The organism is Streptomyces sp. NPDC002779 (assembly GCF_042888685.1).
Lineage (GTDB): Bacteria > Actinomycetota > Actinomycetes > Streptomycetales > Streptomycetaceae > Streptomyces.
In genome coordinates this window covers 57,008-82,380 of sequence record NZ_JBIAQC010000005.1, presented here as the reverse complement: position 1 = coordinate 82,380, position 25,373 = coordinate 57,008, and the positions used below count along the sequence as shown (strand labels likewise).

General features: G+C 72.8%; 24 protein-coding genes. 10 read left to right on the top strand and 14 right to left on the bottom strand.

Annotated features, from left to right (window positions below; genetic code table 11):
• Window positions 1-167: 167 nt before the first annotated feature.
• Window positions 168-893, bottom strand: coding sequence for a hypothetical protein (locus ACFYW5_RS15860; RefSeq protein ID WP_389417564.1), 726 nt, complete (start codon window positions 891-893; stop codon window positions 168-170).
• A 165-nt stretch (window positions 894-1,058) separates the two neighbouring features.
• Between ACFYW5_RS15860 and ACFYW5_RS15855 the strand changes: the two genes are divergently transcribed.
• From ACFYW5_RS15855 to ACFYW5_RS15845, 3 genes are all read left to right on the top strand, one after another.
• Window positions 1,059-1,466, top strand: coding sequence for a CoA-binding protein (locus ACFYW5_RS15855; RefSeq protein WP_389417563.1), 408 nt, complete (start codon window positions 1,059-1,061; stop codon window positions 1,464-1,466).
• 93 nt (window positions 1,467-1,559) lie between these two features.
• The gene (locus ACFYW5_RS15850; protein ID WP_389417562.1) at window positions 1,560-2,540 is read left to right on the top strand and encodes a formylglycine-generating enzyme family protein; all 981 of its coding nucleotides are present in this window, start codon (window positions 1,560-1,562) and stop codon (window positions 2,538-2,540) included.
• A 25-nt stretch (window positions 2,541-2,565) separates the two neighbouring features.
• Window positions 2,566-3,789 carry a 4-hydroxybenzoate 3-monooxygenase gene (locus tag ACFYW5_RS15845; RefSeq protein ID WP_389417561.1) on the top strand — a complete coding sequence of 408 codons (1,224 nt, stop codon included), beginning with the start codon at window positions 2,566-2,568 and terminating at the stop codon, window positions 3,787-3,789.
• Window positions 3,790-3,812: 23 nt separating this feature from the next.
• Here ACFYW5_RS15845 and ACFYW5_RS15840 read toward each other — a convergent pair whose 3' ends face one another.
• A complete protein-coding gene (locus ACFYW5_RS15840) occupies window positions 3,813-4,172 on the bottom strand; it encodes an ArsR/SmtB family transcription factor (RefSeq protein ID WP_389417560.1) in 360 nt (119 codons plus the stop codon).
• 105 nt (window positions 4,173-4,277) lie between these two features.
• Here ACFYW5_RS15840 and ACFYW5_RS15835 point away from each other — a divergent pair, with 105 nt between their 5' ends.
• Window positions 4,278-5,312 carry a cation diffusion facilitator family transporter gene (locus ACFYW5_RS15835; RefSeq protein ID WP_389417559.1) on the top strand — a complete coding sequence of 345 codons (1,035 nt, stop codon included), beginning with the start codon at window positions 4,278-4,280 and terminating at the stop codon, window positions 5,310-5,312.
• Between the two features lie 2 nt (window positions 5,313-5,314).
• Here ACFYW5_RS15835 and ACFYW5_RS15830 read toward each other — a convergent pair whose 3' ends face one another.
• Both ACFYW5_RS15830 and ACFYW5_RS15825 read right to left on the bottom strand, forming a co-directional pair.
• The gene (locus ACFYW5_RS15830; protein WP_389417558.1) at window positions 5,315-5,872 is read right to left on the bottom strand and encodes a YbaK/EbsC family protein; all 558 of its coding nucleotides are present in this window, start codon (window positions 5,870-5,872) and stop codon (window positions 5,315-5,317) included.
• A gap of 30 nt (window positions 5,873-5,902) precedes the next feature.
• Window positions 5,903-6,475 (bottom strand): XRE family transcriptional regulator, encoded by a 573-nt coding sequence (locus ACFYW5_RS15825; protein ID WP_389417557.1) that lies wholly within the window; start codon window positions 6,473-6,475, stop codon window positions 5,903-5,905.
• Between the two features lie 106 nt (window positions 6,476-6,581).
• Between ACFYW5_RS15825 and ACFYW5_RS15820 the strand changes: the two genes are divergently transcribed.
• Window positions 6,582-7,439 carry an EamA family transporter gene (locus tag ACFYW5_RS15820; RefSeq protein ID WP_389417556.1) on the top strand — a complete coding sequence of 286 codons (858 nt, stop codon included), beginning with the start codon at window positions 6,582-6,584 and terminating at the stop codon, window positions 7,437-7,439.
• A gap of 473 nt (window positions 7,440-7,912) precedes the next feature.
• On the opposite strand, the gene ACFYW5_RS15815 is transcribed toward ACFYW5_RS15820, so the two are convergent.
• Entirely contained in the window at window positions 7,913-8,677 is a 765-nt protein-coding gene (locus ACFYW5_RS15815) for an acyltransferase (protein WP_389417555.1), read from the bottom strand.
• Between the two features lie 104 nt (window positions 8,678-8,781).
• On the opposite strand from ACFYW5_RS15815, the gene ACFYW5_RS15810 reads away from it, so the two are divergent.
• Window positions 8,782-9,300, top strand: a complete 519-nt coding sequence (locus tag ACFYW5_RS15810; RefSeq protein WP_389417554.1) for a gamma carbonic anhydrase family protein — start codon at window positions 8,782-8,784, stop codon at window positions 9,298-9,300.
• A gap of 66 nt (window positions 9,301-9,366) precedes the next feature.
• On the opposite strand, the gene ACFYW5_RS15805 is transcribed toward ACFYW5_RS15810, so the two are convergent.
• From ACFYW5_RS15805 to ACFYW5_RS15785, 5 genes are all read right to left on the bottom strand, one after another.
• Window positions 9,367-10,005, bottom strand: a complete 639-nt coding sequence (locus tag ACFYW5_RS15805) for a DedA family protein (RefSeq protein ID WP_389417553.1) — start codon at window positions 10,003-10,005, stop codon at window positions 9,367-9,369.
• 74 nt (window positions 10,006-10,079) lie between these two features.
• Complete coding sequence (locus ACFYW5_RS15800; RefSeq protein WP_389417552.1) at window positions 10,080-11,624, bottom strand: carboxylesterase/lipase family protein; 1,545 nt, start codon at window positions 11,622-11,624, stop codon at window positions 10,080-10,082.
• Between the two features lie 40 nt (window positions 11,625-11,664).
• A complete protein-coding gene (locus ACFYW5_RS15795; RefSeq protein WP_389417551.1) occupies window positions 11,665-14,133 on the bottom strand; it encodes a beta-glucosidase in 2,469 nt (822 codons plus the stop codon).
• A gap of 217 nt (window positions 14,134-14,350) precedes the next feature.
• Window positions 14,351-15,883, bottom strand: coding sequence for an RICIN domain-containing protein (locus ACFYW5_RS15790; protein ID WP_389417550.1), 1,533 nt, complete (start codon window positions 15,881-15,883; stop codon window positions 14,351-14,353).
• A gap of 406 nt (window positions 15,884-16,289) precedes the next feature.
• Window positions 16,290-16,727 (bottom strand): DUF4442 domain-containing protein, encoded by a 438-nt coding sequence (locus tag ACFYW5_RS15785; protein ID WP_389417970.1) that lies wholly within the window; start codon window positions 16,725-16,727, stop codon window positions 16,290-16,292.
• Between the two features lie 164 nt (window positions 16,728-16,891).
• Between ACFYW5_RS15785 and ACFYW5_RS15780 the strand changes: the two genes are divergently transcribed.
• Together ACFYW5_RS15780 and ACFYW5_RS15775 are read left to right on the top strand one after the other, a co-directional pair.
• Entirely contained in the window at window positions 16,892-17,899 is a 1,008-nt protein-coding gene (locus tag ACFYW5_RS15780) for a hypothetical protein (protein WP_389417549.1), read from the top strand.
• A gap of 74 nt (window positions 17,900-17,973) precedes the next feature.
• Window positions 17,974-19,263, top strand: a complete 1,290-nt coding sequence (locus ACFYW5_RS15775) for an MFS transporter (protein ID WP_389417548.1) — start codon at window positions 17,974-17,976, stop codon at window positions 19,261-19,263.
• On the opposite strand, the gene ACFYW5_RS15770 is transcribed toward ACFYW5_RS15775, so the two are convergent.
• Both ACFYW5_RS15770 and tuf read right to left on the bottom strand, forming a co-directional pair.
• Window positions 19,225-20,064, bottom strand: coding sequence for a spermidine synthase (locus tag ACFYW5_RS15770; protein WP_389417547.1), 840 nt, complete (start codon window positions 20,062-20,064; stop codon window positions 19,225-19,227). The genes ACFYW5_RS15775 and ACFYW5_RS15770 overlap by 39 nt on opposite strands.
• An 89-nt stretch (window positions 20,065-20,153) precedes the next feature.
• Window positions 20,154-21,332 carry an elongation factor Tu gene (gene tuf / locus ACFYW5_RS15765; RefSeq protein ID WP_389417546.1) on the bottom strand — a complete coding sequence of 393 codons (1,179 nt, stop codon included), beginning with the start codon at window positions 21,330-21,332 and terminating at the stop codon, window positions 20,154-20,156.
• A gap of 587 nt (window positions 21,333-21,919) precedes the next feature.
• Between tuf and ACFYW5_RS15760 the strand changes: the two genes are divergently transcribed.
• A complete protein-coding gene (locus ACFYW5_RS15760; RefSeq protein ID WP_389417545.1) occupies window positions 21,920-22,681 on the top strand; it encodes a TVP38/TMEM64 family protein in 762 nt (253 codons plus the stop codon).
• Window positions 22,682-22,685: 4 nt separating this feature from the next.
• Here the strand turns inward: ACFYW5_RS15760 and ACFYW5_RS15755 are convergent, their stop codons facing one another.
• Window positions 22,686-23,855 carry a thiolase family protein gene (locus tag ACFYW5_RS15755; protein ID WP_389417544.1) on the bottom strand — a complete coding sequence of 390 codons (1,170 nt, stop codon included), beginning with the start codon at window positions 23,853-23,855 and terminating at the stop codon, window positions 22,686-22,688.
• A gap of 93 nt (window positions 23,856-23,948) precedes the next feature.
• Here ACFYW5_RS15755 and ACFYW5_RS15750 point away from each other — a divergent pair, with 93 nt between their 5' ends.
• Window positions 23,949-24,422 carry a winged helix-turn-helix transcriptional regulator gene (locus tag ACFYW5_RS15750; RefSeq protein WP_389417543.1) on the top strand — a complete coding sequence of 158 codons (474 nt, stop codon included), beginning with the start codon at window positions 23,949-23,951 and terminating at the stop codon, window positions 24,420-24,422.
• Window positions 24,423-24,426: 4 nt separating this feature from the next.
• Here ACFYW5_RS15750 and ACFYW5_RS15745 read toward each other — a convergent pair whose 3' ends face one another.
• Window positions 24,427-25,224, bottom strand: coding sequence for an alpha/beta fold hydrolase (locus tag ACFYW5_RS15745; RefSeq protein WP_389417542.1), 798 nt, complete (start codon window positions 25,222-25,224; stop codon window positions 24,427-24,429).
• Window positions 25,225-25,373: the final 149 nt, after the last annotated feature.

Below are 25,373 nucleotides of genomic sequence, written 5' to 3'. Positions count from 1 at the left end.
GATGCGCGCGATCACGTCCGGGACCCCCAACCGCAGGGACGTTCCAGGCCGAACGGCCGGCCGACCCGCGGCGGACACCGTCCGGCGGCGCCGATCCGGCATCCCTTCGCGCCGCACCCCCCACCGCGCCACCCGGCAACCCCGCCGACCCGTCCCCGAGTACGCGATCACTCGGGGGATCCCAGGTCGCGGGTGAGGTCCAGGCCGAGGAGTCGGTCGGCGTAGGCGTAGGTCTCGAAGCGGGCGCCGTCCGGGAGGTCCGGGTCGGTCTCGACGCGGGCCAGCAGCCGCAGTACACCGGGCAGGTCCAGGTCGTCCTCCCAGGCGCCGTGCAGATCGGTGCGCACCTCCTCGGGGATGGGCCGCGAGGGGTGCCGCGCCCAGGACGCGACCGCGCGCCGCCAGCGGACGAGGGTGTCGTGGGCCTCGGTCAGGGCGGCCGTGTCGAGCCGTACCGGCCGGTCCCGGCGCCGGCTGAGCAGGGCGAGGCGCAGGGCGACGGGGTCGGCGCCCGTGAGCGGCGCGGGTGACGTGGCGTGGACGGGCGCGACGTGGACGCGGACGCCGTCCGGGGCCGGGCCGTCCTCCGGCACGACATGGATGACCTGCTTCTCACCGAGCCCACGGCCGGCCTCACGGCTGTCCTCCAGCGGGCGGATCCCCAGGGCCGCGGCCCCGGCCCGCAGCTCGGGCTGTTCCCGTTCGCCGTGGAGCACGGCCCAGACCGGGGTACCGCCGAGTTCCAGCGCGCGGACGAGGAGATCGGCGACGAGGAGCACGCGGAGGGCGCCGGTGTCGAAGCCCGGGGCGTGGGCCTCGACGCGGGTCAGTCCGCGCCGGGTGGGCGCGGCCTCGACGGGGACCCCCGTTCGGGAGTCGATGATGCGCAGCACTCCCCGAGCCTAGGCGGGCGCGCGCCCCGGCGCAGCACGCGGCGCGGTTTTCCGGACAGGGAGCGGCCCATCCGCCCGGGAAACCGCACCTCGGCCCGGGAATCTCCCCGCCCCGTTGGCCGTTGTGCGGACAACAGGCACGTCATGAGGTCAAGGAGGCCCTGGGTGTACGGCGATGAAGCGACGGTCCGCAAGATCCTCACCGAGCTCGGCGACACCTGGGCCGTGGTCGGTCTGTCGTCGAACCAGCGGCGTGCGGCGTACGGCGTCGCCCAGGTGCTCCAGCGTTACGGCAAGCGCGTGGTGCCGGTCCACCCCAAGGCGGAGACGGTGCACGGCGAGCAGGGTTACGCCTCCCTCGCGGACATCCCCTTCGACGTGGACGTCGTCGACGTCTTCGTCAACAGCGAGCTGGCGGGACCGGTGGCCGACGACGCCGTGGCCAAGGGCGCCAAGGCGGTGTGGTTCCAGCTCGACGTCATCGACGAGGCCGCCTACGACCGCACCCGGGCGGCCGGCCTGGAGATGGTCATGGACCGCTGCCCGGCCATCGAGATCCCCCTCCTGCGGTAAAGCACAAGCGGTGACGTTCAACCGGTGACGCACAAGAGCAGGGCGTAGACAGGGTCCGCGCCCGCCCGCTCGTCCGCCCCCGAGGAAGCATCGATGCCCGACCCCCGCTCCCCCAACCGCTGCTGCACGCCGTCGTCCGCGACCGGCGGCCCGCTCAACCCGCCGCCGCAGACCGCCACAAGCCGCCCAGCCCTCCCCGACGGCCGCCCCGCCTCGACCGACGGCATGATCCTGCTCCCCGGCGGCGAGTTCCTCATGGGCGCCGAGGACTCGGAAGGCTTCCCGGACGACGCCGAGGGCCCGGTCCGGACAGTGCGGCTGCACCCCTTCCGCATCGACGCCTGCGCGGTGACCAACGACGACTTCGCGGCCTTCGTCGCCGACACCGGCCACCTCACCGACGCCGAGCGCCTGGACTGGTCGTACGTCTTCGCCGGGTTCCTGCCCGCCGCGCTGCGCCAAGGCGCCCCGCGGCCCGAGCGGACGCCCTGGTGGTGCGCGATCGCGGGGGCGGCCTGGGACCGGCCGGAGGGCCCGGGCAGCGATCTCGCCGGGCGCGGCGACCATCCCGTGGTCCACGTCTCCTGGTACGACGCCGCCGCCTACGCGGCCTGGGCGGGCAAGCGGCTGCCCACCGAGGCCGAGTGGGAGTACGCGGCCCGCGGCGGCCTCAGCCGGCGACGCTACCCCTGGGGCGACGAACTCGACCCGGACGGCACCCACCGCTGCAACATCTGGCGCGGCACCTTCCCCACCAGGACCACCGCCGCCGACGGCTACTCCGGCACGGCTCCGGTGACCGCCTTCGAGCCCAACGGCTACGGCCTGTACAACACTTCGGGCAACGTGTGGGAGTGGTGCGCGGACTGGTGGTCCACGGAGCACCGCGCCGGGGAGCAGGGCGGAGCGGTCGACCCGGTAGGCCCGGCCGAGGGCACCGCCAAGGTGATCCGCGGCGGCTCCTACCTGTGCCACGCCTCCTACTGCAACCGCTACCGGGTGGCCGCCCGCAGCGCCAACACCCCGGACAGCGCCAGCGGCCACGCGGGATTCCGCTGCGCGGCGGACGCCTGAGGCCCGGCGCGCACATAATGCTCGGGTGACTTCCCTCCCCACCCACCCCAACCCCGGTGCCGCACACCGCTTTCCGGTCGTCATCGTCGGCGCGGGACCGGCCGGGCTCACCATCGGCAACGTCCTGCGCGCCGCCGACGTGGACTGTCTGGTCCTGGAGACCGAGAGCCGTGAGTTCATCGAGCGGCGGCCGCGGGCCGGCGTCCTGGAGGAGTGGGCCGTACGCGGGCTCGATCAGCGCGGCCTCGCGGCGCACCTGCTGGCCCACGGCCAGGTGCACAATGAGTGCGAGTTCCGGTTCGCCGGGCGGCGTCACCGGTTCGAGTACGCCGAGCTGACGGGGCATCACCATTACGTCTATCCGCAGCCGTTGCTGGTGACGGACCTGGTGCGGGAGTACGCGGACGTGCGCGGCGGCGCGATCCGCTTCGGCGTGCGGGAGGTGGAGCTGCACGACTTGGACTCGGACCACCCCTCCGTGTCGTACACGGACCCCGGCTCGGGCCAACGGCACACCGTGCACTGTGACTTCATCGCGGGCTGCGACGGCGCGCGCGGAGTGAGCCGGGACGCACTGCCGCCCGGCCGCGCCCAGATCTCGCGGTACGACTACGGCATCGGCTGGCTGGCGCTGCTCGCCGAGGCGCCGCCGTCCAACGACTGCGTGGTGTTCGGGATGCATCCGCGCGGATTCGCCGGGCACATGGCCCGCAGCCCCGAGGTGACCCGCTACTACCTGGAGTGCCCGCCCGGCGACGACCCGGAGAACTGGTCCCACGAAAGGGTCTGGTCCGAGCTCCAGCAGCGGCTCGGCGCGGCCGGCGCGCCCCGGCTGACGGAGGGACGGCTGATCGAGAAGCGCGTGCTGGACATGCACGGTTACGTCGTGGAGCCCATGGCGTTCGGCCGGCTCTTCCTGGCCGGGGACGCGGCCCATCTCACCGCGCCGATCGCGGCCAAGGGCATGAACCTCGCCCTGCACGACGCCTTCCTGCTCGGCGACGCCTTCGTCGCACAGCTCACCAAGGGCGACGGGAGCGGCCTGGACGGCTACTCGGCGGCCTGTCTGCGCCGAGTCTGGGACTACCAGGAGTTCTCGCAGTGGCTGTCGGAGGTGTACCACGGCGCCTCCTCCGGCGACCCGCATCGCGCGGGCACCGCGCTGGCCCGGCTGCACCGTCTGCTCGGCTCCCCGTCCGCGGGACTCGCCTTCGCGGAGCAGTACTTGGGCAAGAACACGTACGGCTAGGTCACAAGCACCCGTACTGCCGCTCAGTCATGCGGGGGCCGGTCGCCGATCCGGTGGTCCGCCACCTTCAGCGCCTCCTCCACCAGCCGCCGCAGATGGCCGTCGTGCAGGGAGTAGATCACCCGGCGGCCTTCCTTGCGCGTGTTCACCAGACCGGCGAGACGCAGCCGTGCCAGATGCTGGCTGACGGCGGGCCGGGCCGCTCCGCATGCCTCCGTGAGCGTGCTGACGTCGGCCTCTTCCCGGGTCAGCGCGTGCAACAGGGCAAGGCGGGTGCGGTCGCCGAGGAGGGCGAGGAGTTCGGCGGCGAGGGCGAACTGCTCCTCGCCGGGGGTGCGCGGATGCGCATCGTGCGCAGATGACAGGTGCATGCGTGCGCTCATACGCACATAATGACGCCGTGGACCGGGTAAGTCCACCACCGTCACTGGAACCGCCGTCACCGGAACCGCCCGCCACCGGAACCGCCGTCACCGCAAGGGGGCCCCGTGAGCCACCCGCACCACCCTCCGCACCACCACCCACCGCACCACCACCCCACGCGCCGCCACCGCATCACCCACCTCCTCCGGCCCCACTCCCACGACACGGCCGACAAGCTCGACAACGCCCTGGAGTCATCGGCCCGCGGCATGCTCGCGCTGTGGGTGTCGCTCGCGGTGCTGGGCGCGACGGCACTCGTCCAGGCGGTCGTCGTGGCGATGTCCGGCTCGGTGGCCCTGCTCGGCGACACCGCGCACAACACCGCCGACGCGCTGACCGCCGTACCCCTCGGCATCGCCTTCGTGCTGGGCCGCCGCGCGGCTACCCGGCGCTTCACCTACGGCTACGGCCGCGCGGAGGACCTGGCGGGGCTGGTGATCGTGCTGACCATCGCGGCGTCGGCGGCGTTCGCCGCGTGGACGGCGTTCGACCGGCTGCTGGACCCCCGCCCCGTCCAGCATCTTCCCGCGGTCGCCGCGGCGGCGCTGGTGGGGTTCGCGGGCAACGAGTGGGTGGCGCGGTACCGGATCCGGGTCGGCCGGGCGATCGGCTCGGCCGCACTCGTCGCGGACGGTCTGCACGCCCGTACCGACGGATTCACCTCGCTCGCGGTGCTGCTGAGCGCGGGCGGGGCGGCGCTCGGCTGGCAACTGGCCGACCCGGTCGTCGGATTGGCGATCACGGCGGCGATCGTGCTGGTGCTGCGGGACGCGGCGCGGGAGGTGTTCCGGCGGGTGCTGGACGCCGTGGACCCGGCCCTGGTGGACCGGGCCGAGCGGGCGGTGCGGGAGGTGCCCGGGGTGCGCGGGGTGGGCGAGCTGCGGCTGCGCTGGATCGGGCACCGGCTGCGCGCGGAGGTCGCGGTCGTGGTGGACGGCGAGGCGACGGTACGGCAGGCCCACGCGATCGCGGTCGACGCCGAGCACGCCCTGCTGCACGCCGTCCCCCGGCTCACCGCGGCCCTGGTCCACGCGGACCCGGCGCCCGTGCCCGGCGAGGCGGATCCACATCTGCCGCTGGCCCACCACACGGCGGCCTGAGCTCAGGCGAGCCCGAGCCCTTCCAGTACGACGGCTCCGGGCAGCTCGGCGAATGCCTTGCCCGGCACCAGCAGCTTGCCGCGGCGGCGTCCGCTGCCGACGAGGACGTAAGGAAGGTCGACCACGGCGGAGTCCACCAGCACCGGCCAGTCGGCGGGCAGTCCGATCGGGGTGATGCCGCCGTACTCCATGCCGGTCTCGCCGGTCGCGGTGTCCATGGCGGCGAAGGATGCCTTGCGGGCGCCGAGTTGGCGGCGGACGGCACCGTTGACGTCGACGCGGGTGGTGGAGAGCACGACACAGGCGGCGAGTGTGGTCTCACCGCCGCGCTTGCCCGCCACCACGACACAGTTGGCGGACTGCTCCAGCAGCTCCTGGCCGTAGTGCTCGACGAACACGGCGGTGTCGGCCCATTGCGGGTCGGTGTCGACGTAGACGATCTGTTCGGCGGGGACGGCGCCGCTCCAGTGGCGTACGGCGTCGGCGACCGGGGCGGTCAGCTCGTCGAGGCAGTCGGGGGCCGGGACGGCCCGGTCGAAGTGTCCGATGGGTGCGCGCATGGCCGCACGGTAGCAAGCGTGCGGCGCCGCTCAGTTGACGGGTGGGACGGAGACCGCCATCACCATGCGCATCGGCACCTCGCCGGTATTGCCGTACGTGTGGGGGGTGTTGGCCTCGAAGGAGGCGGTCGCGCCCGCCGGGACGCGGTACTCCACGCCGTCCACGGTGAGGGTCAGCTCGCCCTCCAGGACGTGGAGCAGTTCGGCCGTGCCGGTCGGATGCGGGTCCGAGGCGCTGCTCTCGCCGGGCATCAGCCGCCACTCCCACAGCTCCAGCGGTCCCGGTGCCTCGGTGCCGGCGAGGAGGAGGTTGTAGCTGCCGGTGTCGGTGCGCCACAGCCGTACGGCCTGGTCGGCGGGGACGATACGGACCTGCGGGCCCTGCTCGTACTCCAGCAGCGTGGTGATGCTCACGCCGAGCGCGTCGCCGATCTTCACGACCGTGCCGAGGCTGGGGTTGGTGCGCGCCTGCTCGATCTGGATGAGCATCCCGCGGCTGACGTTGGCCCGGGTGGCGAGCACGTCCAGGGTGAAGCCGCGTACCGCACGCCAGTGCTTGACGTTGCGGGCCAGGGACTGGGTCAGCAGGTCGAGGTCCGACACGTTCCGTCCAACGTTTGGTCCATCACAGTGAATGGCACGGTTCAATTTACTGCACTACGGTGGGGTGCACCCGATCGTGCACCGAACTGTACTGCGAGGCAGCCCCGTGACAGCACTCTTCGCCCTGGCCACCAGTCTGCTCTGGGGGCTGGCCGACTTCGGCGGCGGACTGCTGGCCCGGCGCATCCCGGCGCTCACCGTGGTGGTCGTCTCGCAGTCGGTCGCCGTGGTCGTGCTGGGCGTGATGGTCCTCGCGACCGGCGGCTGGACCGAGATCGTCCCGCAGCTGTGGTTCGCGGTCGCCGCCGGGGTGGTCGGACCGGTCGCGATGTTCGCCTTCTACAAGGCGCTCGCCCTCGGCCCGATGGGGGTGGTGTCCCCGCTGTGCTCACTGAGCGTCGCCGTCCCCGTGGGCGTGGGCCTCGCGCTCGGCGAGCGTCCCGGGATGTTCCAGCTCGGCGGGATCGTGGCGGCCGTGACGGGGGTGGTACTCGCGAGCGGGCCGCAGGTCAAGGGCGCCCCGGTGCAGCGCCGGGCCATCGTGCTGACGCTGGTCGCCGCGCTCGGGTTCGGCGCGGTGATGGCGCTGATCTCCGAAGCGTCGACGTCCCTCACGGGCCTGTTTTTGGCCCTGTTCGTCCAGCGCGTCACCAATGTCGTCGTGGGCGGCACGGCCCTGTACGTCTCGGTGCGGCGCGGCTCCCCCGCCCTGCCCGAGGGCGGTTTCCCCTGGCGCGCGCTGCCGGCGCTCGGTTTCGTGGGGCTCGCCGATGTCGCCGCGAACGGCACGTACTCGATCGCCGCCCAGAACGGCCCGGTCACCGTGGCGGCGGTCCTCGCCTCCCTGTTCCCGGTGGTGACGGCCCTGGCCGCCCGCATCACCCTGAACGAACGGCTCCGCGGGATCCAGGCGGCGGGAGCAGGCCTGGCCTTGGCCGGCACGCTATTGCTGGCCACGGGCTGAACCATCTCACCGCCCCCGACGGCGACCATCCCGCCCGGGATCGACACCGGCGCAGAGGCCCACCCGCATAGGCCCCACTGGCGCCCGCCCACATCAGCCCCAACCGCCGGGCACGTCCAGCACAGCCACTCGGAGGGATGACCAGCAACGCCCACGCCCACAGACCTCGACACCCCACCGCAACGGCCACCCGTCATGGGGTCCAACCCCGCCCGACCCGGCCCGGCTGTCGCCGCCCGCTAGCAACACCGACGCAGCCGCCCCCGCCGGGAGGCGCCCGGGGCAGCGCCCGCTCAATCCAGGACGGCCCGCCCCATCAACCCTCGGTGCCCGCCACCGGCACCGGCACCGGCACCGGCACCGGCACCGGGCCAGCACAGCCCACACCAGGACCGGCGGACACTCCCGCCCTGGCGACTGCCACCACGCCCATGCCCAGGCTCTGCACCCGTCAGCTCAGCTCACTCCTCAGCTCACCCCTCCGCGTCCAGCTCCGCCAGTCGCGCCACCGACTCCTCGTCCAGGTCCGCCAGGGCCGCCAGTTGCTGCGAGGTCACGCCGTCCGGTATGGGGACCGGTGCCGGTGTCCGCAAGGGGGGCTGCCAGCCGTCCGTGGGGGTCCAGCGGCGTACGACCCGGGCGGGCGCGCCCGCCACGACCGCGTGGTCGGGGACCGCGCCGCGGACCACGGCCCCGGCCGCCACGACCACGTTCCGGCCGATCCGCGCACCCGGCAGGATCACCGCGCCGGTGCCGATCCAGCAGCCCGGTCCGATCGACACCGGCTCCATCCGCGGCCACTGCTTGCCGATGGGCTCGTGCGGGTCGTCGTAGGAGTGGTTGGTGGACGTGACGTAGACGTACGGGCCGAAGTAGCAGTCGCTGCCGATGGTGACCGTGGTGTCGGCGATGACATGGCTGCCCCGGCCGAGGACGACACCGTCGCCGATGCGCAGGATCGGTTCGGGGCCGAGGTCGAGGTCGGGCATCAGGCCCGCGGTCAGCGTCACCTGCTCGCCCACGATGCAGTGGGAGCCCAGGTGGATCCACGGTTCGCCGAAGACCGTGCCGAGCGGAAACGCCAGGCGGGTGGCCTCGCCGATCGCGCCGAAGTGGAAGCGCCCCGGCCGCTCGGCCGTCACCGAGCCGGTGCGCTGCACCCAGGCCCAGCCCGCGTGGACGGCCCGCTGCGCCACTCGGCGACGCCAGGATGAGAACGTGTTCTTGCTCTTCGGCACGCGCTCACCGTACTGAGCGTCCGGCGCCCTGATGAACCGGAGGGCCTGTGATCTTCACCCCAACCGGTGGCGTACGGTGCCCTGAGTCACATGACCGGGAGGCGATGATGATCAAGGGAATCGGCGGCCGGGAGCCGAAGGTGGACGAGGACGTCTTCGTGGCGCCCACCGCCTCGGTGATCGGTGACGTGACGCTGCGGGCGGGGGCGAGCGTCTGGTACGGCGCCGTGCTGCGCGGTGACGTGGAGCGGATCTCCGTCGGCGCGAGCAGCAACGTGCAGGACAACTGCACCCTGCACGCGGACCCCGGCTTTCCGGTCACCGTGGGGGAACGTGTTTCCATCGGGCACAACGCCGTGGTGCACGGGGCGACCGTGGAGGACGACTGCCTCGTCGGGATGGGGGCGACCGTGCTCAACGGGGCGGTGATCGGGGCCGGTTCCCTGGTCGCCGCGCAGGCGTTGGTACCGCAGGGGATGATCGTGCCGCCCGGGTCGCTCGTGGCCGGAGTGCCTGCGAAGGTCAAGCGGGAGCTCACGGAAGAGGAGCGTCAGGGGATCACGCTCAACGGGACGATGTATGCGCAGTTGGCAGGGGCTCACCGAGAAGAGCACGGTCACTAGGGGTCGTATGCGGTCTGCGGCGGCGCGGGGGTCGATCGCGCGGTTCCCCGCGCCCCGGAGGGAGCCCTACTCCCCGGCGCTCACCAGCTCCGGCTCCGCGGACGGCGCCCGCTTCGCCTTGCGCTTCAGGATCAGGAACGACGTCAGGCCGATCAGGACCGCCGCCACCAGGCCCAGCCACGAGAACCGCTTCAGCCAGGACTCGGCGACCACGCCCACGTAGTAGATGACCGCCGTCGTGCCGCCCGCCCAGAGGATGCCGCCGAGGACGTTGGCCGTGAGGAACTTCCAGTACGGCATGTGCAGGACGCCCGCGAGGGGGCCCGCGAAGATGCGCAGGAGGGCGACGAAGCGGCCGAAGAAGACGGCCCACATGCCCCACTTCTGGAAGGAGCGCTCGGCGGTCGCGATGTGCCCCTCGCTGAAGTGCCGGGGGAACTTGCCGCCCAGCCACGCCAGCAGTGGCCGGCCGCCCTTGCGGCCGATGGCATAGCCGATGGAGTCACCGACGATGGCGCCCGCGGTGGCGCAGGCGCCGAGGATCACGGGGTCGATCTCACCGTGCTGCGAGGCGAGCAGCGCCGAGGAGACCAGGATGATCTCGCCGGGCAGCGGGATGCCCAGGCTCTCCAGACCGATGACTACGCCCACCAGCAGATAGATGGCGAGCGGGGGCACCGTTTCGAGCCATTCCTGGACGTGCAACGCCGCTTCCTCTCCTCCGGGCGTGTTCCCGGCGCGCGCTCGTGGGCGAGCGCGCGCCGGGGAAGCCTACCTGCTCAGCGCGGTGCCTCCGCGTCCCACAGGTCGCACTGGTGGTCGCCGTACACGGACGTGGTCGGAGCGTTGCCGCCCGCGGACGCCGTCCGCAGCAACAGCACTCGCTCCGGCCCGCTCTCCGGCATGGCGGGCTGCCCGTGGGCGCGGGGCACTCCGGTGCGGACGAAGGAGCCCCAGTACTGGACCATCTGCCGGGCCAGCGCCCGCTGCTCGGTGTTCAGCGGGGTCTTGAGGCCGAAGTGCTTGAAGAGGTACTGCACCTCGTTGACGTGGGTGGCGCCGAAGTCGAAGTCGGTGCCGAGGCCGCGCAGGGAGGCGAAGGGCGGGGAGGTACGGTCGGCGAACTCGTACGTGTACACCGGGCCGCGTCCGGCGAGCGTGCCGTCGAGCCGGAGCGCGGAGCAGGCGAACATCCGGTCGCCGAGGGCGGTACCGAAGGCGATCGTCGGGGAGGGGTGGGCGGTCAGGGGGTAGCGGGCGAGCGCCTCTTCGCCGAAGGAGGCCCGCATCACCGCCGGGTACCGGTCGGCCGTGAGCGGAGCGCCCGCCCCGTCGAAGCGGCCGAAGGCGAACAGCCGCCCCTCGTCCAGATTGGCGCCGTTCATCACCGGCACCCCGGCCGCCGTTCCGGAGGCGAAGGCCGCGGCGGGCTGCACGGGCAGGAAGGCGCCGCCGGTCACCGGTCCCCAGTCGAAGCCGCCCTGCGCGGCCAGGATCTCGGCGGACGACTTACCGCGCAGACACGCCACCGTGGCACAGCCGAGCTTCTCGGCGAAGGCGGCGCCCTGTTCCACCGCCGTTTCCCGGGTGCGGGCGGCGCAGTCGTCGTAGGCGCCGCTCTGGATGATGCCCGCCCGGAACAGGCCCGTCGCGGTGGGCGAGGCGAGCTGGGTGCAGACCGAGCGGCCGCCCGCCGATTCGCCCGCGATGGTCACGCGGCGAGGGTCGCCGCCGAAGCGGCCGATGTTGGCGCGCACCCAGCGCAGCGCGGCCTGCTGGTCGAGCATGCCGAAGTTGCCGGAGACGCCGTCCTGGGCCTCGTCGTCGAGGCCGGCTGTCGCAAGGAAGCCCATCGCCCCGAGGCGGTAGTTGACGGTCACGACGACCGTGCCGGTCTGCCGGGCGAAGGTGTCGGGAACGACGTCCTGACCGGCTCCGGCGGTGAGTCCGCCGCCGTGGAACCAGACGAGCACCGCCCGCTGCCGGGAGCCCTCGGGCACGTAGACATTGAGGTCGAGGCAGTCCTCGGTGTGGCTGGGCCGCTCGTACCCGGGGTCCCAACTCGCGCCTTGCACGCACTTGTTGCCGAAGTCGCGGGCGCCGCGGACGCCTTGCCAGGGGCGGACCGGCCGGGGCTCCTTCCAGCGCAGCGCGCCGACGGGCGCCTCGGCGTACGGGATTCCGAGGAACTGCCGCCCCTCGGCGGTGCGTTCACCGCGCACCAGCCCCGCCTCGGTGCGTACGACCGGCCCCCGTTGCCCCTCGGCCGCCTGCGCCGGGGCGGGGACGATCACCGCGGCCGCGAGGGCCGCCAGTGCTGTCACGACACGACGTATCACCCGTGCACCTCCACACTCGGACGTATCACCCGTGCACCTCCACACTCGTACGAAGCCGCAGATCCCCCGCGGACGCCCCTACCCACACGCTGCGCCGCCCGGTGCCCAGCACCCAGTCGTGGCGGGCCGCGTCCCAGGACGACAGCGTCCGCGCCGCGACCCGCACGGTCACCCGGCGCCGCCGCCCCGCGTCCAGCGCGAGCCGCCGGTACCCGCCCAGCACCCGTACCGCCTGGTCGAGTTCCAGGTCGGGCGAGCGGCCCACGTACACCTGCGGAACCGCGATCCCGGCGCGCCGCCCCGTGTTGCGGACCGTGAAGCGCACGTCGAGGCCGCGCCGGTTCCACTGCGCGGAGACGTCCTCGTAGGTGAAGGAGGTGTACGACAGCCCGTGCCCGAAGGGGAACAGCGGGCGCTGGCCCTCGGCGTCGTACCAGCGGTGTCCGGCGTGGACGCCCTCCGAGTAGACCTCGGTGCCGTCGACGCCCGGGTAGCGGCGCGGGTCCCCGGCGACGGGATGGCGGTCGTCGTCGACGGGGAAGGTCTGGGTGAGGCGTCCGCCGGGATCGCAGTCGCCGAACAGGACGGCGGCGGTGGCGGCCGCGCCCTCCTGACCCGGGTAGTACATCTGGAGCACGGCTCCCGTGCGCTCCAGCCAGGGCATCGAGGTGGCGGAGGAGGTGTTGAGGACCACGGTGGTGCGCGGGTTCACCGCCGTCACCGCCTCGATCAACCCGGCCTGCTGACCCGGGAGTTCGAGGGTGGTGCGGTCCTGTCCCTCGGTGGCGTCCTCGTAGGCGAACAGGACGACCTGGCGGGCGGCGCGCGCGGCCCGTACGGCCTCGGCGACGTCCTGGGCCCGGGTCGCGCTGGTGATACGGCGCAACCGGAACTCCTGCCCGGTGTCCCCGCCCGGTGCGGTGATCCTCAGCTTGTGCGGGCCCCGGGCGAGCTCGACCGTCCTGCGGCGCACGGACATCCCGTCGGCGGCGGTGGTGACGTAACCGCCCATGAAGTACTCGCCCCAGCCCGGCACGAGCGGGAAGAGTTCCTCGCCGTCGAGGACCACCTTCGGCCGGATCGTCGGCGCGCCGGAGTAGTGGATGACGAAGGTCCACTCGTCGTCCTCGTCGACGGTGAGCGTGCCGTCGTACGACCAGGTCCGTCCCGCCTCGACCCGCTTGCCCTCGCTGGCGAAGCGAGGGCTGAGCGCGGCGGCGGGGAGGGGCTTGCCGAAGATGTCCTCGCCCAGGGCGTGGGTCACCCGGCCGCCGCGGGCGCGGAGGGCGTCGAGGGGGCTGTCGGCGCGGTCGGGCACGACATGGGCGCTGCCGCCGCCGCTGATGAAGGGCAGGGACCCGGGCTGGCCGATCACGGCGATGCTGCCGCCGGTCAGCGGGAGGGTGCCGCGCTCGTTGCGCAGCAGGGTGGCGCCCGCCTTGGCGACCTCCAGCGCCACGGCCGCTCCCGCCCGGCTGTCGCGAGCGGGTCTCGGCGGTGCGCTGCCGTCGAGGAGACCGAACCGGTCCATCACCGACAGGATCCGGCGTACGGCCCGGTCGACGGACCGCTCGGCCACGCTGCCGTCGCGTACGGCCCGCTGCAGCGCCGGGCCGAAGTGGGTGCCGTCCGGCATCTCCAGGTCCAGGCCCGCGGTGAGGGCCTTGTGGGTGCTGTGGGCGGCGAACCAGTCGGTCATCACCAGGCCCTCGAACCCCCACTGGGTGCGCAGGATGTCGGTGAGGAGGGCCTTGTTCTCGCAGGCGTAGGTGCCGTTGACCTTGTTGTAGGCGCCCATGACCGCGCCGGCGCCGGCGCCGACGGCGGCCTCGAAGCCGCGCAGTTCGACCTCGTGCATGGTCTGCTCGTCCACCCGGACGTCGACGGTCTCGCGGTCCCGCTCCTGGTTGTTCAGGGCGAAGTGCTTGACGGTGGCGACGAGTCCCTCGCCCTGGATGCCCTCGATCTCGGCGGCCACCAGGTCGGAGGCGAGCAGCGGGTCCTCGCTGAACGTCTCGAAGTTGCGCCCGGCGTACGGGGTGCGGATGAGGTTGACCATCGGGGAGAGCAGGACGTCCTGGCCGAGGGCGCGGCCCTCGTGCCCGATGACCCGGCCGTAGCGGCGGGCCAGCTCCGGGTCGAAGGCGGAGGCCAGCAGGACGGGTGCGGGCAGGGCGGTGGCATGTGCGGTGACCCGGACCCCGGCCGGGCCGTCGGCCAGGCGCAGGGGCGGGATGCCCAGGCGCTCGACGCCCGGGAGGTAGCCCGCCTGGCCGAGCGGGGCGGGGTCGGTGGCGCCGTGCAGGAGCGAGATCTTCTCGTCGAGGGTGAGCCGGGCGAGGAGGCTCTCGACGCGCCGCCCGGCGCTCGGGCCGGTTCGGCCGTGCGCGTGGGCGCTGGACAGTGGGGCCGGTCCACCGGTCGCCGCGGCGGCGACGGCGACGGCGCCGCCCACCAGCCGCAGGGCGGATCGCCGGGAAACAGTGTCGGTCATGGCAGCCGTCACTCCTTCGGTGTGCGGGCACGACGATGTGAACCGCGGTGCGCTGGAGCGCCCGGTCTGTCTTCGCCCTTTGAACGCACTATGCGTCAATCGGACTTGACACCCCGTGAGCGACGCCACCGGCGCGTCGGAAACGTAGGACCGGCGGTGACTCGTGTCAATAAGCCGAGCAGAGAAGGGGCCACCCCGGTGGGAGTGGCCCCTTGGTCTAGGAGAGCAGCGAGTCGAGCGGCTCGGTGACCGCGGAGAGGGTGTCCAGCGCCCCGGCGGGGAGGAAAGCGGCCCCGTCCACGGGGTCGGGCTGAGCTGCCGGTTCGGGTTCTGTACGCGTGTCGGCCTGGGCGACGCGGGTCTCGTACGGCTCCTGTTGCCGGCTCCGGTCGGGGGTCTGCCGCTCCTTCCTCACCTCCGGGGTGTCGAACGCCCAGCGCTGGTCCGCGGATCCGTCCCGCCCCGCGACCGTCACGTCCTTTTCGTCGCCGGGCGCCACGACTCGGTCCTGGTCGCCGCGGAGCAGGAGCTCGCCGTGCACGGTGAGGTCGTGGCGCACCTCGCCGGCGTGCACCAGGCAGTCATCGAGCACGACCGTGCCCTCCTCGGCGCGGGAGTTCAGGCAGAGGGTGGGATCGGCGGCGCTGCGCAGCAGGCCGTCGCTTCGGTACGACCACCGCTGGGATCCGGCGGCCGAGCAGCCCGCGAGGACGGTCGCCACGCCGGGCCGGGGCGCCGCGCCGTGGAGGTCGAGGCAGAGTCCGGTGCCGAGGTTGCGCAGTCGGCCGTGGCCCAGTTCCGGGGAACGGCTCACGGAGGCGGGGTCCGGCGTCGGCGGCTCGGTGGCCGCGCTCGGCGCGCCCCAGGTGGCGTGCGGGGCGGGGACACCGTTGTCATCCGTCCAGCCTTTGCTGATCAGGACGGTCGCGAGCAGGGCGAGGGAGGTCAGACCGACACCGACGACGACCTTGGTCCGCCCGGCGGGCCGGGTCGTCTTCCGTGCCGCGACGGGCCGGTGGCGTCCGCCACGCGCGCGTGCCGATGTCGTCGGGTGCTCGTGAGCGCGGCCGGGGCGGGAGTCCAGATAGCGCCGGGCGCCCCAGCCGAGGACCGTCTCGGCGAGCAGTTCCTCCAGGCCGACCTCGAAGTGGCTGAGCTGTTCGGCGGCCTGCCGGCAGTAGCGGCACTCGGTCAGGTGCCGCTGGACATCGGGCAGCAGCGAACCGCCCCGGCGGATCGGGACATCGAGGAGGCGGTTGTAGAAGCGGCATTCCCGGGTGGGCGCGAGTTCATGGTGGGCGCGGACACAGGCGGTGCGGAATTGCTCGCGGGCCTGCTCCAGGGCGGCCGATGCCGTCACGCCGTCCACGCCCAGCAGACCAGCCGGTACGGATATGGGTTCCGCCTCGACCTCGGTGTGCCACAAGAGGCATTGCGAGGCGCCCGGAAGGGCCCGGAATGCGTGTTCGGCGAGCCGTCGCCTTTCAGGGGTCACGGACCTCGCCGCCCGAAGCCCACGGGCTCCGGTCGTTTTACGGAGTTCCGGAAGGGCGGCGGAAATCCTTTCGTCGGCCGCCCACTCCTTGACCGTCTCGCGTACGGCCATGAGGAGTTGGGGACGCAGCGCGCCGCCGGCCGGCTTGCCGAGGACCCGGTGGAAGGCGTTCGCGGTCACCATGGACGCCGGGCTACCGGCCACGGCCAGGCAGATCACGGCGTACTCGTGGGCGGGCCGCCAGTGCCGGGCCATCAGCAACGGAACACCGTCGGCACCAGTGCCTGACGGTGCGAGACGGGCGAGGAGATCACGGTCGGAGTCTTCGAGGTGCAGTCCTGGGCGTGGGGGGTACGGGGGGCGTGGGGGGTAAGGGGATTGCACGGAATCATTTCCTTCCAGGCCGCTTGCGGCACACCCCGTGAGGGGGCGCTCACTTTCGCACAAACGACTGACGGGAAACAAGGAGTTCGAAGGGCCCGTTAGGCAAGTGCCTTGGAATGCAGAATAGTTACCGCCGGTATCCGCACCGGCATTCGAAGCTGTGGTCCGAACCAATCCCGAAGGTGTGCGCACGGCAAGGGGATTACCGCACGGATTCTCCGCACATGACACAGAGGGCCCCCACCGGGGACCCTCTGCGGAAGAACTCTGTGTCCGGTCAGCCGTTGGGGCGGAGCGTCCACACCACGGTCATCTCGGTCGTGACCGCGCCGTCCGCGCGCTGGATCGCCACGCTCACCGGGAACTCCGGCCGCTCGCCCGCGTCGAGCTCGGCGACGACCTCGTCGATCGGACGGCCCAGCGTCGCGGTGGCGGTGACCGCCCCCAGGGCGATCTTCTTGAAGGCGATCTCCGCGGTGACCGGGAGCGGCACGGCCCGGGACAGCTGGTCCCCGAAGGCGGCGAGCACGATCGCCCCGCTGGCCGACTCCCCCAGCGTGAACATGGCACCGGCATGCGGTCCGCCGACGTGGTTGCGGTACTCGCTCTGGTCCGGAAGGGCCAGCACGGCCTTCTCCGGGGTGGTCTCCAGGTACTCCAGGTTCAGCGTCCGAACCATCGGCACCGTGGCGGCGAGCAACTCGCCGATCGACATCTGATCTGCGCTCATGGCGGCATGTTACCCACGAGTAGCGTCGCTGGCCAGATTCCCGTCCCGCTCGCCGTACGGACGTTCCGCCGATCCGCCACCGTTTTGCTACGTCCCTGACAAGGTCCGGTGACCGAATCGTGTCCCTGGCGCCGTTAGGGTTGCTGCCCATGTGGCCAGGACAGCAGCCGCCCGGGGGCGAGCAGAACCCGCAGCAGCAGAACAACCCGTACCAGCAGCCGGGGTACCAGCAGCCGAATCCGTACCAGCAGCCGGGCTATCAGCAGCCCAACGCCTACGGTCAGCAGCCTCAGTGGGGCGCGCCGACCCCGGCCGGGGCGCCGGCTCCGCAGGGCGGTGGGGGCGGCGGCAACCGGACCAAGCTGGTGGCGATCGTGGCGGCCACGGCCGTGGTCGTGGCGGCCGGTGTCACCGGGCTCCTGGTGCTGGGCGGCGACGACAGCGACAAGGCGGACGGCAAGGCGTCGCCGAAGCCGACCGTGAGCAAGTCGGCCGAGCCCACCGCCTCCGAGTCCGGCTCTGAGGCCGACCCGCGCGGCGAGGAGGAGCTGGAGCCGACCGTCGAGGGCTGGAAGGTCGTCGTCAACCCGCGCTTCGGCACGATGTTCGACGTGCCCGCCGACTGGGAGATCGACAACGCCGATACCAGCGTCGGCTTCGAGTGGGAGGACAAAGACGGCAAGCTCGACCGGTCCACCGTCACCGCCCCCGCCTACCTCAAGTCCAAGTGGTGCACGGTCGACTCCGACAAGGACGGCCGCACCGAGGACACCGCCCTGGTCACCGCCGGTACCCGCGGCGAGAACGGCGCGAAGGACCTCGCCGAGGCCGCGGAGACCCGGGTGCCGTGGTGGATCTTCGGCGGGTACACCCAGCCGGACCGCAAGAGCGTGAAGTTCACCAAGCCCAAGCCGTACACCACGACCTCGGGCATCGAGGGCAGCGTGGCCACCGCCCACTCGGAGAACACCCCGCAGAACGGCAAGTGCGACAGCGAGGGCAAGGCGATCACCTTCGCGTTCGAGAACGGCGCGGGCGACTTCGTCACCTGGAACCTCTTCGGCGCCAAGGGCGTCAAGGAGGAGATCCCGGAGGCGACGATCCAGAAGATCCTGAGCACCGTCCGCCTCACCGAGGCCATGCCGACCGACACCTAGGCGCAGCCGGCGGGGACCGAAGTTGCCCGGAATCGTATTTGGCAAGTCGGCCCCGCCGCGGCGATAGTCGCCGGGTGAAGCCCACCATCCCGCTCCGCCGCCCGACCTGGGCGGGCCGCAACTACACCCTGCTGACCGCGTCCGCGGTCGTGACCAACCTCGGCAGCCACGGCGCGCTGATCGCCGCCGCGTTCGCCGTACTGGAGTCGGGCGGGGACGGCGGCGACGTGGGCCTGGTGGCGGCCGCCCGGACCCTGCCGCTGGTGCTGTTCCTGCTGATCGGCGGAGCCGTGGCGGACCGGCTGCCCCGGCACCGGGTGATGGTCGCGGCCAACGCCCTGAACTGCGTGTCGCAGGCCGCTTTCGCGGTGCTGGTGCTGACCGGCGAGCCGCAGCTGTGGCAGATGATGCTGCTGACCGCGCTCGGCGGCACCGGCCACGCCTTCTTCTCCCCCGCGGCCGAGGGCATGCTGATGTCCTCGGTCAGCGGCGACCAGGTGAGCCGCGCGTTCGCCATGTTCCGGATGGCCATGCAGGGCGCCGCGGTGGGCGGTGCCGCCCTGGGCGGTGCGATGGTCGCCGCGATCGGTCCCGGCTGGGTGCTCGCGGCGGACGCCGCCGCCTTCGCCGTCGCCGGGTCGCTGCGCGCCTTCCTCGACGTCAGCCATATCGCGCCGCGCGCCCCCGGCGGCGGCCTGCTCTCCGATCTGCGGGAGGGCTGGCAGGAGTTCAGCGGCCGGCCGTGGCTGTGGGCGGTGGTCGTGCAGTTCTCGATCGCGAACGCGGTGGTCGGCGCGGCCGACGCGGTCTACGGCCCCCTGGTCGCCCGCGACCATCTGGGCGGCGCCGCGCCCTGGGGCCTCGCCCTGGGCTTCTTCGGCGCGGGCACGGTCGCCGGCGCCCTGCTGATGACCCGCTGGAAACCCCGCCGGCTGCTCCTCGCCGGCACCCTGTGCGTCTTCCCGCTGGCCCTGCCCTCCGCCGCCCTGGCGATCCCCACCTCGGTCGGCGTCCTGTGTGCCGTGATGTTCCTCACCGGGGTGACCCTCGAGGTGTTCGGCGTCAGCTGGATGACCGCGCTCCACCAGGAGATCCCGGAGGACAAGCTCTCCCGGGTCTCCGCCTACGACTGGTTCGGCTCGGTCGCCCTGGTTCCGCTGACCGCCGCGCTGGCGGGCCCGGCGGAGTCGGCGTTCGGGCGGACGTCGGCACTGTGGGGCTGCGCGGTGCTGGTCGTCGTGGTCACGGCGGCGGTGCTGTGCGTCCCGGACGTACGGAATCTGCGCCGCCGTACCAAGCACGTGACCGCGGCCTCCGCGCAGCCGTCAGCCGATGCCGAAAGCCCCGTCGGGGGGCTCGGGTGACGGTACGGCGTCCTCGTCCCGTACCGGCCGCGCGCCGCCGATGAACCTCCGCAAGGCCGGCCCGTGTTCCACCCGGGCCGGGAAGGCGTCGGACGCGGTGAGCCGGGTCAGGGCGGCGAGGTCGACGGGCCGGTGCGCGGCGACCAGAACGGCGTTGCCGAACCGCCGCCCCCGCAGCACCCCCGGCTCGGCGATCAGCCCCAGCTCCTCGAACACGGCCGCGAAGGTGGCGAGCTGGGAGCGCAGGAACGTGAACGGCGCGGCGTCGGCGAGGTTGGCGAGGTACACCCCGGTGCCGCGCAGCACGCGCTCGGCCGCGCGGGCGTAGGACAGGGACGTCAGATGCGCCGGGACCCGGGACCCCCCGAAGACGTCGGCGACGAGGACGTCGACGGAGTCGGCGGGGGCCGCCTCCACCCAGGCACGAGCGTCCGCGGGGTGCAGTCGTACGCCTTCGGGAACCGGCAGGTGCTCGACGACCAGCTCCAGCAGCCCCCGGTCGGCCTCGACGACGTCCTGCCGTGACCCCGCGCGGGTGGCGTCCACGTACCGGGGCATCGTGAGCGCCCCGCCCCCGAGATGCAGCACGTCCAAGGCCGCACCCGGCTCCGCCACGACATCCAGCACATGCCCGAGCCGCCGCGCGTACTCGAACTCCAGATGAGCCGGCTCGTCGAGGTCGACGTAGGACTGCGGAGCCCCGTCGACCGTGAGCAGCCAGGCCCGCTCACGGTCGACGTCGGGCATGAGCTTGGCGGTGCCGTGGTCGACTGTCCGGCTGACGGGGAGGGCTTCGGTCACGTCCCCATTGTGCGGGGCGGAGAACGCCGGGAAGGGGTGCGGGGGACTGCGCGACCAGCCACGACCGGGCCGGCAGTCCCCCACGCACATCAGCCGGCCATCACACGGGTCACGGTCCCCGCGCCCACGGTCCGTCCGCCCTCACGGATGGCGAACCCGAGCCCGGGCTCCAGCGGAACCTCGCGCCCCAGTTCCACGGTCATCGTGACCGTCTCCCCGGGCCGCGCGACCCCCGCCGCACCGAGGTCGACGTCGCCCACCACATCCGCCGTACGGACGTAGAACTGCGGCCGGTAGCCGGTGGAGACCGCGGTCGTACGGCCGCCCTCACGAGCCGACAACACATACACCTGCGCGGTGAACCGCCTGCGCGGCACCACGCTCCCCGGCGCGGCCACCACGTGCCCGCGCCGCACCGCGTCCCGGGGCACCCCGCGCAGCAGCAGCGCCACACTGTCCCCGGCCTGCGCCTCAGCCATCGGCTTGCCGAAGGTCTCGACGCCGGTGACGACGGTCTCGACGCCGGCTCCGAGCACCTCCACCCGGTCGCCGGCCCGCACGGTGCCCCGCTCGACGGCGCCGGTGACGACGGTGCCGCGGCCGGTGATGGTCAGGACGTTCTCGACGGGCAGCAGGAACGGCGCGTCCACATACCGCTCCGGTGTCGGGACGTAGGTGTCCACCGCGTCCAGCAGCGCCTCGACGGCCGCCGTCCACTTCGGGTAGCCCTCCAGGGCGCGGAGCCCCGAGACCCGTACGACGGGCGCGCTGTCACCGCCGTATCCGTGCTCGGTGAGCAGGTCGCGAACCTCCAGCTCGACGAGTTCGACCAGCTCCTCGTCGGCCGCGTCCGCCTTGTTCAGCGCGACGACCACATGGTCCACGCCCACCTGCCGGGCCAGCAGTACGTGTTCGGCGGTCTGCGGCATGATCCCGTCGAGCGCGGAGACGACGAGGATCGCCCCGTCGAGCTGCGCGGCGCCGGTGACCATGTTCTTGACGTAGTCGGCATGGCCCGGCATGTCCACATGGGCGTAGTGCCGGGTGTCGGTCTCGTACTCGACGTGCGCGATGTTGATGGTGATGCCGCGCGCGGCCTCCTCCGGCGCCCGGTCGATGCGGTCGAAGGGCACGTAACGGGTGCCGGAGTCGCGCTCGGCGAGGACCTTGGTGATGGCGGCGGTCAGGGTGGTCTTGCCGTGGTCGACATGGCCCATCGTGCCGATGTTGAGATGCGGTTTGGTGCGAACGTAAGCCGTCTTGGACATGGCGGTACCTCGAAGCGTCAGAAGTGGCGGTGGGACCCCGGGAAGCGGCCGACCCTCCCCCTGCGGGGTCCGCCGGACGATCCGGAGAGGGTCAGCTTCGGGCGCCGTCGACTGCGGCCGGGAAGACGGGGACGGCAGCCTTCGGGGCATCCGCGACCGCGGATGCTGCGAGGACGAAGGCGTGCCGGAACATGAGGCCGATACTCGTCGACGCGGTGTCCGACGTCGAATGGTTTTCGGCGGTATCACCCCAGGCGCCGCCCGGGGTACGGGACTTCAGGCCCCGATGTTCTTCAGCGCCTCCCGCACCGACAGCGGCACGAAGCGTCCCTGTCGGTGTGTTGCCGGTAGCGCAGCTGGTGGAGCAGGGCGGTAGCGCAGTACTGGTACTCGCGCTCCGGCAGCCGCCAGCAGCGCAGGACGGGGTGGGCCACGTCCTTCATGTACGCCCGCATGGGCGCGGCCCGTTCCGGATCGGCCGCGGCGCCGTACACGCGCTGTCGGGGACCTCGAGGGTTCTCCCGCCTGTCACGCTCATGAGACGAACCATACGGCGATCACACACATTTGTCGGTTAGTGTCACCGGATGCTCGATGCCCACACCCGCTCTGGGGGCACTGCCGTGGTCTCTCCCCGGGCCGCCACTTCGGAGCTCGCCGTCGCCGTACCCTCCAGCTTCGCCGCGCGCTGCACCAGAGCGCTGCTCTCGCCCTGGACGCGGCTGTCCCTGCTGGTCGCGCTGCTGGCCTCGGCCGCGGTCACCGTGCTGCTCTTCGAGCCGCAGCGGCTGCTGGCGGACGGCTGGCCCCCGCAGGTGAGCGGGGCCGCGGCGACGGTGGTGTTCGCGGTGGTGTACGGGCTGTGCACGGTGGCGTTCGTGCCGCGGCCGCTGCTGAACCTCGGCGCGGGCGCGCTCTTCGGTTCCCAGCTGGGTCTGGCCGCAGCGGTGGCGGGGACCGTGCTCGGGGCGGGGCTCGCCTTCGGGCTCGGCCGGATCCTCGGCCAGGAGGCGCTGCGTCCGCTGCTGCGGGGCCGCTGGCTGAAAGCGGCGGACGGGCAGCTGTCCCGGCACGGCTTCCGCTCGATGCTGGCGGTGCGGCTGTTCCCCGGGGTGCCGTTCTGGGCGGCGAACTACTGCGCCGCCGTCTCCCGCATGGGCTATGTGCCGTTCCTGCTGGCGACGGCGCTCGGTTCGATCCCGAACACCGCCGCCTACGTGGTGGCCGGCGCCCGTGCCTCGGCGCCGACCTCGCCCGCCTTCCTGATCGCGCTGGCCTGTATCGCCGTACCGGCTCTGGCGGGCGTGGTGGTGGCCTGGCGCAAGCGGCATCACCTGCGCGGCCACTGAGCGGTCAGACCGACTCCAGGATCATCGCGTTGGCGAGGCCGCCCGCCTCGCACATCGTCTGCAGGCCGTAGCGGGCGCCGCGCTCGCGCATCGCGTGCACCAGGGTCGTCGTCAGCCGGGTGCCGCTGGCGCCGAGCGGGTGGCCGAGGGCGATGGCGCCGCCGTGCACGTTGACCTTCGCGAGGTCGGCGCCGGTCTCCTGCTGCCAGGCCAGGACCACGCTGGAGAAGGCCTCGTTGACCTCGAACAGGTCGATGTCGTCCAGGGTGAGCGAGGCCCGGCGCAGCACCTGCTCCGTGGCGGGGACGACTCCGGTGAGCATCAGCAGCGGGTCGGAGCCGGTCACGGCGAAGCTGTGCAGCCGCGCGAGCGGGCGCAGGCCGAGCCGGGCCGCGGTGTCGGCGGAGGTGATGAGCACCGCGGAGGCGCCGTCGTTGACGGGGCTGGCGTTGCCCGCGGTGACGTTCCACTCGATCTGGGGGAAGCGCTCCGCGAAGGCGGGGTCGTGGTAGGCGGGCTTCAGTCCGGCCAGGATCTCGGTGGTGCTTTCCGGGCGGACGCACTCGTCGCGGGCGACCCCGTCCAGGGGGGCGACCTCGGCGTCGAAGCGGCCCGTGGCCCAGGCCTCGGCGGCCTTGTGGTGGGAGGAGACCGCGAAGGCGTCCATCCGGTCCCGGGTGAGCGACCACTTGGCGGCGATGAGTTCGGCGCTGATGCCCTGTGGGACCAGGCCCTCGGGGTAGCGCTCGGCGATGCCAGGGCCGAAGGGGTCCTTGCCGGGCGGCACGTTGGACCACATCGGCACCCGGCTCATGGACTCCACCCCGCAGGCCACCACCAGATCGTAGGCGCCCGCGACGACGCCCTGCGCGGCGAAGTGCACGGCCTGCTGGGAGGAGCCGCACTGGCGGTCCACGGTGGTCGCCGGCACCGACTCGGGGAAGCCGGCCGACAGGGCGGCGTAGCGGGTGGTGTTCATGGCCTGCTCACCGACCTGGTCGACGGTGCCGCCGATGACGTCGTCGATCAGCGCGGGGTCGACGCCGGAGCGCTCGACGAGGGTGCGCAGGGTGTGGGCGAGGAGTTCGACGGGGTGGACGTGGGCGAGGGCACCGCCGGGCTTGCCCTTGCCGAGGGGGGTGCGTACGGCTTCGACGATCACTGCGTCACGCATGGAGCGGCCTCCGCGACTACTGGTCAGTAGGAAATCCAAACTCACCATAGACCGGTGAGTTGGAAAAACAAACCCTCTATTAGGCTTGGCGTCATGCCCGCCCCCAAGGACCCGCGCCCCTGTTCCATCGCCGACGCCCTGGCACTGGTCGGCGAGAAGTACTCCCTGCTCGTCCTGCGGGAGGTGTGCCTCGGCAACGGCCGCTTCGACCAGCTGGTGCGCAACATCGGCGCCCCGCGCGACATCCTGGCCACCCGGCTGCGCCGCCTCGTGGACGCCGGGATCCTGACCAAGCGGGCCTACAGCGAACGGCCGCAGCGCTTCGAGTACCGGCCCACCCGGGCGGGCCTGGAACTGGAACCGGTCCTGGTGACCCTCATGGCGTGGGGCGACCGGCATCTGCGCGGGGACGACAACCGGCCGATGGTGATCGAGCACGTCTGCGGCAACGAACTGCTCCCGGTGGTCACCTGCTCGGCCTGCGGCGACGAGGTGCGCCACGAGGACCTCAGCGCCCATCCGCAGGCCGAGGGCTGGACGGTGGCGGGGCCGACGGCGGCGGCCTGAGCCCTCACGCGTGGGCGTGGCAGAAGGCGCGCACCGCCCGCGTGAACCCCTCCGGGTCCTCCAGGTTGCTCAAGTGCCCTGCCCCGGGCAGCAGGACCAGCTCGGCGCCCGCGATCTCCGCGGCCAAGTCCCGGGCGACCGCCAGCGGCGACCGGGCGTCGGCCTCGCCCCACAGCAGCAGGGTCGGCACCGCGACGCGGGGCAGCACGTCCCGGAGATCGGCCTCGGCCATCAGGTGCAGCTGTGCCCCCAGCGTCCTGGGGCGCACGTCACGCCGCATCGCGTCGAGCAGGGCCGCGAACTCGGCGGGCGGAGCGCCGGTGGCGAACAGCCCCGGCAGCGTCGGATCGAACTCCTCGGGCGGCGCGGCGAGCATCCGCTCGGCGGCCACCACCCGCGCGGTCACCTCGTCGGCCGGCAGCGAGCCCTGCCAGCCCGCGTAGGTGCCGGCCAGGAGCAGCGTCCTGACCAGCTCCGGCCGCTGCCGGTACAGCTCCAGCACCACGGTGCCGCCCCAGGAGAGCCCGGCGACATGGGCCGGGCCGAGCCGCAGGTCCTCGATGACGGCGGCGAGGGCGCGGGCGTAGTCGGCGAGCCCGAATCCGCCGGGCACGTCCGAGGAGCGCCCGGCGCCCGGTTCGTCCCAGGCGACGACCGTGAAGTCGCCGGCCAGCGCCTCGGTCTGCGGCCGCCACATCCGGCCGTCCAGACCCGCGCCGTGCACCAGGACCAGGGGCGGCCCCGGTCCGTCTCCCACGCGCGCGTAGGCGACCTCGACCCCTCTGACCCGCACGGTAGCCATGAATCCAGGCTAGCGACGGGCGGGGCCGGGCGCTCTCTGCCAAACCCCTGTGCCATGGCCGTCACCGAGGGGCGCTACGCTGCCCTCGACCACTGTGATCACCGTGCCCCCGTGGCGCGGTGTGGCCGTTCTCGCCTACCGCCATCAGC